The sequence below is a fragment of the Sphingobacterium sp. UBA1897 genome, from assembly GCF_002337775.1.
GTDB lineage: Bacteria > Bacteroidota > Bacteroidia > Sphingobacteriales > Sphingobacteriaceae > Sphingobacterium > Sphingobacterium siyangense.
Genome location: NZ_DDGR01000034.1, coordinates 69961 through 82352, shown reverse-complemented (window position 1 = coordinate 82352; position 12392 = coordinate 69961). Strand labels below are relative to the sequence as shown.

Sequence of the window (12392 nt, the reverse complement as noted above, 5' to 3'; positions counted from 1 at the left end):
TGACCTTTTTTCTTTTTTGAGCTATATTAAGCATTCCTAACTTATCTGATTTTTATACTGCTGTTGCCTTGGTTTTTTCAAATCGACCACCCAACCATTAACTACGGCGTAAATGATCTTACCTTCTTTCCGAAGGAAAAAATCCGCCTGAGCTCCGAGAGCTAATTGTTGTGAAAATTCTATAGCTTTTTTAGTTAATACACGAATTGGAAGGTTATGCAAAACTTCTCCCGGGATCACATTTTCAATCATAACAGCGGCATAGCCTTTTTCAAGTAATCCCATCACGACGGCATCATCTAAATCTGCCAACGAAGCAAATGGCTCCATATACATCTTGGCTGGGCCAAACTCCATTCCTGTAACATCAATATCTACATAACCATAAAAATCTTGCAGATCGCCAATATCTTCAACAATACCCTCTACGTAATAGTCTGATCCAATTGTCTTTTCATTCTGCCGGATGGCAACATCGACAAGCAATGTTTTTCCACTCCGCTCAATGGTCAAATTTCTCAGCAACACATCATGGAGCTTTTCATCATTGAAGGGAATTGCATCGTAATCGGTAATCGAATGCTGTTTAAAGGATTGGTCAGCAATTTCCTCAAATGCTTTTAACAAAGCCACGAAATTACATTTTCGGACCAGCATTTTTTCGGTATCACCAACATAAGCTCCTGATTCAATTAAAATCGTCCTGGCGCCCCATTTTTGAAAATTATCACCGAAACCGCGCGGTGTATGCTCATCGTCATATTTTGCCACTGCATTTGGAACAAATTCCTGAAGGATCTTGTTTATTCCGACAATCACCCGCATCGCATCTCCCCGAGTTTTATTGATACTCCGCGCATAGTCATAAGTAGGCGCCAATAAGGAAATTGTCACTGGCGTATTTGTTCCGGGAATGTTGTAGTAATTGTTTTGGTTATGCAGGTTAAAAGCAAAATCAGGTTTTAGCAACATGGCTTGCGCCTTCAATAAGGCTCCTTCCACTGTTGCTGCTGCCCTTGCATCTCTGTTCATATCCACATCCATGGCTGTCCTACGCTGAAACCTTTCGGTTCCATCAGGATTTAGCATCGGAATAAAATATAAGGTCATTTTTGATGCGATGTCATCTCTAAAGGCATCAAAACCATCATTTTTCCCGTTGAAAAAATTAAATAGATCAAACAGGGCCATTGTCGCCGTAGGTTCATCACCATGCATTTGTGACCATAAAAGTATCTTGATTGGCCCTTGTCCGTATTGTAGTCGAAAGATCGAACGATCTTCAGTGGACTTCCCAATTTCCGCTACAGTGAAACGTCCATAGCTCCTGATATTTTCTAATAACGGTAAAATATCAGCATGTTTAAATCTTCTATGCATCAAAGCCTTTTCTTCATATAAAGAAAAGGCTTTGATGAAATCAACTTTTACTAATTTCATATTAATCTTTTAATGCAGGCTCCATTAAAGCAATCGTTCCTTGCGAAGCATCTACACGGACTTTTGCTCCTACGGGCAAAATAAACTGTTCGGCAATATGCCCAACGACAGCCCCTGTATAAGCAGGTATTTTTAACGGTTTGATATAATCATTGAACAATTGGTCAAGTGTTACGGATCCATAGCCACCGGATGGTTTGCAATTGGTGCACTTGCCAAAAATAAAACCCTTAATCGCACCCAGTACACCCGCATTTTTCAATTGACAGAACATACGGTCAACACGTTCCATATCTTCGTCGACCTCTTCAAGAAAAAGAATTTTATCGTTAAAATCTGGCAGATAAGGTGAACCACATAAGCCGGTCAACACGGTCATATTTCCACCCAGCAATACCCCATCTACTATACCAGGATGAATTGTGGCAATTCGGTCTTTGGTCTGCACAATGCTATCACCTTTGGACTTGGGGTTTTCAAATATTGCTGGCTGATTGGCTACAAACTGAGCATTGAAAGCCTCTGCAAGCTTCTTAGTCCAGGTACTGATACCCACTGCACCATGAAACGTTATAAGCCCTGTCTTGGCATATAATGCCAAAATTAATGCTGTTATATCTGAATATCCCAATAAAATTTTGGGGTTATTGGCGATTAGTCTGTAATCTAATCGATCTAAAAGACGTGATGTACCCGAACCTCCTCTGATACAAACAATCGCTTTGACGGTCTTGTCTGCAAACATATCATGAATGTCTGCAATACGCTCCTGATCTGTACCGGCCAAATTACCGTAGCGGCTGCGTATATGTTTACCTTCTTTTACTTTAAAACCTAAGGTCTCAAATATCTCACGTGCAATACTAATTGATTCTTCATCATCCAATACACCTGCAGGCGTTATTAAACCTATGGTATCCCCCAATTTTAACCTCGTTGCAAGCAAAACAGCCTGACCGTACAATTCGTCTCTATCTCCGGTTGGCTGCCCCATTCCCAGTACAGGAATAGACAACACGCTTAAAGCAATCGATTTTAGAAAGGCTCTTTTTTCCATTGCTAAATACTATCGGTTGAACAACAGACGTTCACCAGCACCCCTTTCAATAAGTTGTCCGTTGGAGAAAGCAAGTTTACCTGATACGAGAGTATGTTCAATCGTTGAACTAAACGTGTGCCCCTCAAATGGTGACCAGCCACATTTCGACAGGATATTCGCTTTCGATACCGTATAAGGTTTATTGAGATCGACCAACACAAGATCCGCCCAATATCCCTCACGAATGTATCCTCTATCTTCGATTTGAAACAATGTAGCCGTATTGTGTGCAGATTTTTGCACTAATTGTTCCAGGGTCATTTTTCCTGCTTTGACCATATCTAACAAGGCTTGCAACGCATGCTGTACAAGAGGCCCTCCACTTGGTGCTGAAGTATAGGGTTGAGATTTCTCCTCAATTGTATGCGGAGCGTGATCAGTCGCTATCACATCGATATGTCCATCCAGTACAGCTTTTAAAATCTGATCGCGATCATTGGCAGTTTTTACCGCTGGGTTCCATTTGATAAAATTACCTTTTGAGGCATAATCCTGATCCGAAAACCAAAGGTGATGAATACAGGCTTCAGCAGTTATTTTTTTATCCTTTAGCGGAATATCATTATTAAATAATGCAATTTCTTTGGCGGTTGAAATATGAAGGATATGCAAGCGTGTATTGTGCTTTTTTGCCAGTTCGACAGCTTTCGACGAAGACAAATAACAAGCTTCCTCAGAACGAATCAATGGATGCATCTCAATTTTTAATCCATCCTCACCATATTTTTCCTTAAATAGGGCCAAATTCGCCTTTATCGTTGCCTCATCTTCACAATGCGTAGCCACCAAGGTCGGAGCATTCGCAAAAATACCTTCCAACGCTTTTTCATTATCAACCAGCATATTGCCAGTAGAGGAGCCCATAAAAACTTTTATACCACAGACATTTCTTGGATTCGTTTTAAGTACCTCCTCAAGATTATCATTAGCTGCCCCCATAAAGAATGAATAATTGGCCAGCGCATTTTTTGCTGCAATATCATATTTATCTTGAAGCAATTGTTGGGTCAACGTATTAGGAACAGTGTTAGGCATTTCCATAAAGGAGGTTGTCCCACCGGCAACTGCAGCACGGCTCTCATGCCATATATCCGCTTTATAAGTTAAACCGGGTTCTCTAAAGTGAACCTGGTCATCAATAAGTCCAGGTAGCAAGTGTAGCCCCTCAGCATTTATTTCCTGATCAGCAGGATGATTAATTTCCTGAGCAATCATTTCGATTCGACCATTGCTGATATATACGTCAGCAACCTCAACTTTACCTTCATTGACAAGTTGCGCAGATTTTATAAGAATAGATGACATGTTGAAATTTTTACTTTGCTTTAGGTCAAAAGTAAAGATTTGTTGTGGTGATATCAAGTTATCTCGATAAAGAGTTGCCTATATGGAGGACAAATTTCTCCTTAAATTCTCTCCTTCCTCCTATGTCAAATTTGAAATATCCTACTCGTATTTGTCGAGATTTGGCGCAAGACGAATCGCATTAAATCTAAACTCCGGAAAGTTAATCGCAAAAAAAAAGAGGCCCTAGCCTCTCTTTTTATTCTTTATCGAATTTGTATCCTACTCCTTTTACGGTGGTTACATAATCATCACCTATCTTTTCGCGCAACTTGCGAATGTGAACATCAATTGTTCGATTGGTTACAACAACAGAATCTTCCCAAATGCTCTTTAAGATCTGCTCACGCGTAAACACCTTGTTTGGTTTTGAAGCCAATAGATACAATAACTCAAACTCTTTCTTTGCAAGAACAATCTTTTGTTCCCCTTTGTAAACTAAGAAAGAATCTCGATCAATGACCAAATCGGCAATTTCAATCTTATCTTGAACAGTGGCATCTGACTCTTCAGAAGTATTTCTTCTTAAAATAGCGTTTATACGACTCATTAAAGCACGCGGCTTAATTGGCTTTGCTATATAGTCGTCTGCACCGACATGAAATCCTGCGATCTCCGAATACTCTTCACTTCTTGCAGTCAAAAATACCATGAATGTACTTTTGAATTCAGGCATTGCGCGCATGATGCGACAAGCTTCAATTCCGTCCATCTTTGGCATCATCACATCCAAAATGATAAGGTCCGGATTTACTTGTTTAGCAACGTTGATTGCCTCTTCTCCATTTTGCGCTGTAGAGACCTGATAACCTTCACGATTTAAGTTGAATGCAATTAAATCCAAGATATCTTTTTCGTCATCAACAATTAAAATCTTTTGTTTCGAAGAACTCATTTGTCTTATTTTTTTTGCTAAATTATAAACAAAATGATAACAATCAGTTAATCTAATGTTACCAAATTATTAAGTAATATAATATTTAACAATAACACATTGATTACTTAATTGTTTTCTTCAAAAATGCCTCCAGTTCCTCTCCACGCAAGTTCTTTGCTATAATAATGCCGTTCGGATCGAGAATGTATGAGGTAGGCAAGGCTTTAACACGGTAATCAATGACAACCGGTGAGCTCCAAGCCTTCAAATCTGACACATGTGTCCAAGTTAACTTGTCATCTTCGATAGCACGCATCCAGGAACCAGGATTATCATCAAATGAAACGGAGAGTATATCAAAGCCTTTACCATGATAGGTATTGTACAACCTAACGAGATTAGGGTTTTCCTGGCGACAGGGCATACACCATGAAGCCCAAAAATCCACCAAAGTATATTTCCCTTTAAAACTCGATAATTTAACTTCTTTGTTTGATGGTGTAAAAGAAGTCAACTCAGGAGCAGGTTGCCCAATTGCCATTTTTTTCAGTTTTTGGGTCTCCTCTTTAAACTGTGTTACATATCTGTTCTCCGTAAATTCATTTTTTATTTTATCTGCATAGGTAATGATTTCATTTTCGGCTACTTCAGGATCTAAGGTAGAGATTGCATAAAAACCTGCAAGATCATTGTGCTTATTCGAGAAATCGACTGCTTTTTTTGTATATGCACGCAATTCTTCTGCAAACTTTGATTTATATTCAGCACGAATCTTTTCGATCTCAGCTGCTGTGGAATTGGCCGTTAGCTTTGAAAACACCGTCTGCAATGAGTCCTGTAGATAATCGCGATAATTTCGCTCTTTGGCAAAAGGCTGTATAGTCTTTGACAATTCAGAACCATCAACCTGGTAATCATTTACATCTTTATGCAAATCTGTCTTAAATGTAATTGTCTCCCCCGGAGAAGCAATTAAATCGTACCGATTTTTACCGACACGCAAGGACAACAATCTGGATTGGCTAGCAGGTCGTACAAACTGAAATTTGTTATTATCGCCAAAAAACATAGAATCCAGCTTGGTATCACCTTCATACAATGAAATAACTTTGATATTGCCAGGATTTTCGACATTTCCAGCGATGGTAAACTGTTCTTTATTTTGGCAACCCATCATCAAACCAACGATCCCTACTACTGCTAAAAAAACTGCCTTTTTCATCCGTTTATTTTTATTTGTTAAGTACCTATTCCCAATTACGCAAATGGCTTTGCTCTGTTTGATTCACGCTACATGTCGCAGCTTAAAGAATCGTGAAAACGATCAGATTTATTCGGATCTTCCAAGGAAGAAGTCGAATAAATCTGATGGTTTCGTATTGTATATTTAGGAAATAAAATCATCTATTTACATCCTAGTTCAGCTAAGTAGCCTGTTCAACTACCCCTAAAATTTATTTCAAGAAATCTATTGCTCGCTCAATTGCACCTTTTAATCCGGCTGGGTTCTTACCTCCAGCTGTTGCGAAGAACGGCTGACCACCGCCGCCACCTTGGATATCCTTAGCCAAATCACGCACAATATTACTTGCGTTCAACCCTTTTTCTTTGGCCAATTCGTCTGATATGACAACGGTCAAACTTGGCTTACCATCAAATTCAGCACCGATCACCAGGAACAAGTTATTAACAGCCCCCTTTACCGCATAAGCCAAGGTTTTCACCGCCTCTGCACTCGGTAGATCGACGATTGTGGACAAGAAATTAATCTCGCCGACCTGCTGGATCTTTGCTTCCAGATCTGACTTTAACGCTAAGGATTTTTCTGTAATACTTTTCTCTACCTCTTTTTTCAAAGCACCATTCTCATCGATGATTTTACCCAGTGCAGAAACAAAATCTTTCGGATTATTCATGAGCTCTTTCAGGTGGTGAACCAATTCGAAATGCTCGCGGATAACAGCTGCAGAGCGAGTTCCAGTGATCGCTTCTATACGACGTACACCAGCTGCTACAGCAGATTCAGAAACAATTTTGAAAAAACCTATTTGCCCCGTTGCTTTAACATGTGTACCACCGCACAATTCTTTAGAATATTGATCTTCGAAGGTGATTACACGAACAAAATCGCCATACTTCTCACCAAATAGTGCTGTTACGCCCGAATCCAATGCTTGTTGATAAGGTACATTTCGTTCCTCCTTCAATGGAATATTTTCACGAATTTTGGCATTGACAATATCTTCCACCTGTTTGACCTCTTCTTCAGTCATTTTTGCAAAATGAGAGATATCAAAGCGCAAAATATCTGCGTTGACCAATGATCCCTTTTGATTCACGTGACTTCCCAACACCTGCTTCAGGGCAGCATGCAGCAAATGTGTTGCGGAGTGATTGTTTTCAGTATCGATTCTTTTGGTTTTATCGACCTGCGCAACAAATGTTCCTTTCAATTCCAGCGGCAATTTGTTTGTAAAATGTACAAATAGACCGTTTTCCTTTTTCGTATCTGTGATATAAATCTTTTCTCCAGTTTCTTCGGAAACCAATTCTCCAGAGTCGCCTACTTGGCCACCACCTTCGGCATAAAAAGGACTAACAGAAAGCACCAATTGGAATTGCTCTTTATTTTTCGCAACAACTTTACGGTATTTAATAACTTCAGTAACGGCAGTTAACGTATCATAGCCTACAAATTCAAATCCATCATCATCATTTACCACAACCCAATCACCCGTATCTATAGCAGTGGCAGCACGAGAACGATCTTTCTGAATTTGAAGTGCCTGGTTGAAACCTTCCATATCAACTGTTAAACCTTTTTCGCGCGCTAGCAATTCCGTCAAATCGATCGGGAATCCATAAGTATCGTATAATTCAAAAGCAAAATCCCCATTAATTACGGTGTGGTCCTCCACATAATTTTCAAAACGTTGGACGCCCGTAGACAACGTTCTTAAGAATGAAACCTCTTCTTCCAAGATTACTTTCTGTACAAAATCCTGCTGCTGGATCAATTCGTCAAATACTCCGGCGAACTGAGCTGCCAATACAGGTACAAGTTCATTGATAAAAGGAGTCTTAAAGCCTAAAAATGTATACGCATAACGTACTGCACGACGTAAAATACGACGGATCACGTAGCCAGCTTTATTGTTGGATGGCAGTTGACCATCGGAAATTGCAAAACTAACCGCACGAATATGATCAGACACTACCCGCATGGCAATATCAGACTTTTCATCTATACCGTATTTTATACCTGACTTCTCAGCAATAAAATCAATGGTAGGCGTAAATACATCGGTATCATAATTGGAGGTCTTCCCCTGTATACATCGCACCAAACGCTCAAAGCCCATTCCCGTATCCACATGTTTAGCTGGTAACGACTGAAGTGAACCATCTTTCAACCGATTAAATTGCATGAAAACAAGGTTCCAGATCTCAATTACTTGAGGGTGGTCTGCGTTGACCAAACTCTGCCCTGAAGTCTGTACGCGCTCTTCCGGACTACGCATATCGAAATGGATTTCGGAACAAGGTCCACAAGGCCCTGTCTCGCCCATTTCCCAGAAATTATCTTTTTTGTTACCAAGGAGAATTCTATCTTCACCAATCCATTCTTTCCAGAAATCGAAAGCTTCCATATCACGTTCTAAGCCTTCTTTTGCATCCCCCTCAAAAATAGTTACATATAAACGATCTTTGTCTAATTTATATACTTCTGTCAACAGCTCCCAAGCCCAAGCAATAGCTTCTTTCTTAAAGTAATCACCAAAGCTCCAATTTCCCAACATCTCAAACAACGTATGGTGGTAGGTATCGATCCCTACTTCTTCCAAATCATTGTGCTTTCCGGAAACACGCAAACAACGTTGCGTATCGGCAACACGCGGAAATTTGATGGGTGCTTCACCAAGAAACAAATCTTTGAATTGATTCATCCCCGCATTGGTAAACATTAATGTCGGGTCATTTTTTACCACTACTGGTGCTGAAGGTACTATCTGATGCCCTTTACTTTTAAAAAAGTCCAGAAAGGCTTGACGAATTTCTCTACTTGTCATTTAATTATCTAAAAATATGTGCAAACTTACTCAAAATTGGTAGGTTATGCAATGTAGAATTCCATATATTGACCTTGAAACGACTGTTTTCTCTAAACGAGCAAAACTTCAATATTGACTTTTCAAACAAAAAAATCAGGAGATAACATACAGACAATTAGGGTACACTTATTTTAGATATGACAGAAATCACAAACTGATATTAAATACAACATTTTAAAACTGTTATTCGTTATTCATATTTGTCTAAAGCGCGTCAAATTCAATACGTAAAACAACAAAAACTATTTGACTTAAGGTCATTCACAATTACATTTGTTTTATTACATTTGATAGTAAAATAGGGAATCCAGTACACTTTCACGCACATTCCCTAAATGCAAAATAAATAAGATTAGATTTTGTAGATTAAATTCCTTCTAATGAAAAAAAACATTCTACTACCGGTAGATTTTTCGGCTCATTCTAATAATGCTGTAAATTACGCAGTGGACCTTGCCCTCGAAAAGGGGTATTCTATCCATCTTTACCACAATTATACTTCGGCTTCTGCTGTATTTGAGGAAGAAAACAGCCGTAACGACGCAACTTCCCAAACATTCAAAGCTGATATCCTTATCAAAAATCTGGCAGAATCAATAAAATTACAACATCCTGCACTTGAAATAACCACCCAATGTGAGCGTGGTATGATAACAGAAACACTACCGGAACTTGCCACTCCTGATCGATTTGATTTTGTTATCATGGGGACTAAAGGCATCACCAATGACGATAGCCAACTTATTGGCAGCACGACCTATGTCATTAGCAAAAAAGCCAAAATACCTGTCTTGGCCATCCCAACTGAAGCGTCCTTTACACCTATTGACAAAGTTGGCTTACTGTCTAATTTTAAAGAAGAAGAGGTACAGACCGTGCAGGATTTTGTCAACATTATCGGCAAAGACTTTGAACTAAAACTTATGCATGTTCACTACGATCATTCATCAGAAAACAGAATCGAAGACAAGCTTGAAGTATGGAAATATAAGATCAAAAAATATATTGGTGTGACCAATATTGCTATAGAAGTAGATTCAATACAAGGCGACATTGAGGACTTAGATACGGTTCCGGAAGTGATTAATGAGATGATCCATGAGGAAAAGATCAAAATATTACTGGTGACACGATCGAGGAAATCGTTCTTTGAACGTGTTTTTACGCGTTCCGTTGCAAAAGCATTATTTAGTCATCCCTTAGTTCCAATATTTTTTACTAAAGCATAACCTTATAGCCATGTCTAAACTATTAATACCAGTAGATTATTCCGAAAACGCACGAGTTGCCGCATTTTATGCAGCTCAAATCGCGACGACAACAAATGATGAGATTACACTCTTTCATTCGTTCACTTCGCATATCAACAAATTTGCGAATGCGAAGCATTTAGTAGACCCCACCGAGGGAGAAGCTCACCATCAGATGGAAAAACTTGTAGCCGAACTTCTACAGGAATATCCTTCGCTTAAAATTTCTACCTTATTTGCCAACGGTATTTTGGCTGAAACACTGGATAAACAAGAGATAAAAGAGGTCTATCAAACGGTGATTATGGGTACAAAAGGAGTGACCGGACTTGAATCTGTATTGATTGGAAGCAATACATATGATGTCATTAAAGAGTCGAAGATCCCTGTTCTAGCCATCCCGAAAAACGTGACAAAATTCAAAAATGACAACATCGCTCTATTGACAAATTTCAAACCCGGTGAACTTGAAGTGCTTAAACAAGCGATACCATTATATGGAAAAAATTTCCATTTACAGCTTATCCACATCAACAAAAACAACCTAGATATCAACATATTAGGAGAAAAACTTAAAAATTGGATTGAACAGATTATTGCTGAAACTGGCATCGAGGATATTTCCTATATCATCAAGTCGCCAAGTTATTTTGCAGGTTCACGAGAGAATATTGCTAACGGTATCCATACCATTATCCGGGATGAAGATATCGATGTTATTTTGATCACAAAAAGCAGAAAAACTTTTTTCCAAAACATTTTTACAGAAAATATTGTTAAGCATCTGGCTTTTGAAATTGAGGTGCCAAACTTTTTTGGGCGTGTAGAGTAACCAAATAATTTTTGGCAAATTTATTGCAAGAGTGTTCAGTGAGTTAATTTAACAACAGTATTATAGTAGATAATTTTACAAACACGCATTATGAAAATTAGCCTTAAAAAATCAGGATTACTTGTTGCGGCAGGAATTTTATCCACCGCATCCTTTGCGCAAAGCACAAAAGAAGCATCAATCGAAGGCACAACTCCATTAGGTTCGGCAACACAATATAGAACCTGGTCTATCGGTGTAGGAGCCGGTGTAACAAGCTTGCAGAATATCGCCAAGTTTAACAATGGTGGTTATGACAAACTAGACTGGAATTTAGGATATAGTGCTTATATCAAGAAACAAATCTCGCCATCATTCGGATTAAAAGCAACTTATTTTGGCGGAAAGACAGCTGGTTATGATAACAGCGACAAGCAAACTGGATTCGAAACCAAAACTCCTTGGTCAGTTGCCTTATCTGGTGAGTTTTTAGCAGCCAACACGAATTGGAGATTTTTCAACAGTTTTATTAAACCTTATGCATCGATTGGTGTTGGGGTAATGAATGCTGAAACTGCTGCAATCGCTGGTGGTAACAAAGGTGAATATGGAGATTCTTATTCTAAGATCTATGTTCCCGCAGATTTTGGTTTGAAATTCGCTGTTGCCAAAGGTATTAACTTTGAATTGGGATACCAATTGAATTGGGCAAACCAAAGATTTGACAACAGAACAGTTGATCAACAATATAAAAATGACTTATTTACTTACGCACATGCTGGCTTAGAATTCGCATTGGGTAGCAGCAGCAAACCTGCATTGAATAATTCAAATCCTGTCGCAACCCTTGTGAATGACTATACAGTAAAATACGATGATCTAAAAGCTCAAAATGATGCATTGAATGCTAAAAACCAAGCTCTGCAAGGTCAATTGGACGGTCTAAACAATGATCTAAAAGATGACGACGGTGACGGTGTTGCCAACAAATATGATAAATGTCCGGGCACACCTTCAGGTGTTCAGGTTGACGGATCAGGTTGTCCAATTGTTGTGAAAAACGAAACCAAAGTTGTTGAAAAAGTAGTCGTTACTGAAGCCGATCGAAAAGTTGTTGCTGAAGCGATCAAAAACTTAGAATTCGATTTAGGCAAAGCAACGATTCGCTCCACTTCGTATGCAACATTGAATAAAGTTGCTGCATTATTGATCGAGAAGAATTTTAGTTTAAAACTCGCAGGTCACACCGACAATACAGGTTCACGTGAATTAAATATGCGTTTATCTAAGGAGCGTGCAGAGTCTGTAAAAGCATATTTAGTATCTCAGGGTGCTAACGCGTCGCGCATCGAAGCAACTGGATATGGTCCAGACCAACCGATTGCATCCAATAAAAACGCAGCGGGTCGTCAACAGAATCGCCGCGTTGAATTTACACTTTATTAATAACTAACAAATT

At 39.0% G+C, this 12392-nt stretch carries 9 protein-coding genes; 3 read left to right on the top strand and 6 right to left on the bottom strand.

Translation table 11 applies throughout. The features are described 5' to 3' along the window. Window positions 1-36: 36 nt before the first annotated feature. From B4N43_RS22980 to alaS, 6 genes are all read right to left on the bottom strand, one after another. Complete coding sequence (locus B4N43_RS22980; protein ID WP_286736445.1) at window positions 37-1440, bottom strand: M14 family zinc carboxypeptidase; 1404 nt, start codon at window positions 1438-1440, stop codon at window positions 37-39. A 1-nt stretch (window position 1441) separates the two neighbouring features. After that, window positions 1442-2497 (bottom strand): S66 peptidase family protein, encoded by a 1056-nt coding sequence (locus B4N43_RS22975; RefSeq protein ID WP_286736443.1) that lies wholly within the window; start codon window positions 2495-2497, stop codon window positions 1442-1444. A gap of 9 nt (window positions 2498-2506) precedes the next feature. Then, window positions 2507-3844, bottom strand: coding sequence for a dihydroorotase (locus B4N43_RS22970; RefSeq protein WP_286736441.1), 1338 nt, complete (start codon window positions 3842-3844; stop codon window positions 2507-2509). A 238-nt stretch (window positions 3845-4082) separates the two neighbouring features. Next, window positions 4083-4778, bottom strand: a complete 696-nt coding sequence (locus tag B4N43_RS22965; RefSeq protein WP_088160705.1) for a response regulator transcription factor — start codon at window positions 4776-4778, stop codon at window positions 4083-4085. A gap of 103 nt (window positions 4779-4881) precedes the next feature. After that, window positions 4882-5982: a TlpA family protein disulfide reductase gene (locus B4N43_RS22960; RefSeq protein WP_088160704.1), complete on the bottom strand. Its 1101-nt coding sequence runs from the start codon at window positions 5980-5982 to the stop codon at window positions 4882-4884. A gap of 232 nt (window positions 5983-6214) precedes the next feature. Further along, a complete protein-coding gene (alaS, locus tag B4N43_RS22955; RefSeq protein WP_088160703.1) occupies window positions 6215-8830 on the bottom strand; it encodes an alanine--tRNA ligase in 2616 nt (871 codons plus the stop codon). 422 nt (window positions 8831-9252) lie between these two features. On the opposite strand from alaS, the gene B4N43_RS22950 reads away from it, so the two are divergent. The 3 genes from B4N43_RS22950 to B4N43_RS22940 all read left to right on the top strand — a co-directional run bounded on the left by B4N43_RS22950 (window position 9253) and on the right by B4N43_RS22940 (window position 12379). Continuing rightward, window positions 9253-10101 (top strand): universal stress protein, encoded by an 849-nt coding sequence (locus B4N43_RS22950; protein ID WP_286736437.1) that lies wholly within the window; start codon window positions 9253-9255, stop codon window positions 10099-10101. A gap of 10 nt (window positions 10102-10111) precedes the next feature. Then, on the top strand, window positions 10112-10954 hold the full coding sequence (locus tag B4N43_RS22945; protein WP_286736435.1) for a universal stress protein: 843 nt from the start codon (window positions 10112-10114) through the stop codon (window positions 10952-10954). Window positions 10955-11044: 90 nt separating this feature from the next. Continuing rightward, window positions 11045-12379: an OmpA family protein gene (locus B4N43_RS22940; protein ID WP_075991683.1), complete on the top strand. Its 1335-nt coding sequence runs from the start codon at window positions 11045-11047 to the stop codon at window positions 12377-12379. The last annotated feature ends 13 nt before the right edge of the window (window positions 12380-12392 follow it).

Excerpts from the sequence above, each read along its gene's own strand:
- B4N43_RS22980 (WP_286736445.1), bottom strand. The coding sequence starts at position 1,440 with ATGAAATTAGTAAAAGTTGATTTCATCAAAGCCTTTTCTTTATATGAA.
- B4N43_RS22970 (WP_286736441.1), bottom strand. The coding sequence starts at position 3,844 with ATGTCATCTATTCTTATAAAATCTGCGCAACTTGTCAATGAAGGTAAA.
- B4N43_RS22950 (WP_286736437.1), top strand. The coding sequence starts at position 9,253 with ATGAAAAAAAACATTCTACTACCGGTAGATTTTTCGGCTCATTCTAAT.
- B4N43_RS22960 (WP_088160704.1), bottom strand. The coding sequence starts at position 5,982 with ATGAAAAAGGCAGTTTTTTTAGCAGTAGTAGGGATCGTTGGTTTGATG.
- alaS (WP_088160703.1), bottom strand. The coding sequence starts at position 8,830 with ATGACAAGTAGAGAAATTCGTCAAGCCTTTCTGGACTTTTTTAAAAGT.
- B4N43_RS22975 (WP_286736443.1), bottom strand. The coding sequence starts at position 2,497 with ATGGAAAAAAGAGCCTTTCTAAAATCGATTGCTTTAAGCGTGTTGTCT.
- B4N43_RS22940 (WP_075991683.1), top strand. The coding sequence starts at position 11,045 with ATGAAAATTAGCCTTAAAAAATCAGGATTACTTGTTGCGGCAGGAATT.
- B4N43_RS22945 (WP_286736435.1), top strand. The coding sequence starts at position 10,112 with ATGTCTAAACTATTAATACCAGTAGATTATTCCGAAAACGCACGAGTT.
- B4N43_RS22965 (WP_088160705.1), bottom strand. The coding sequence starts at position 4,778 with ATGAGTTCTTCGAAACAAAAGATTTTAATTGTTGATGACGAAAAAGAT.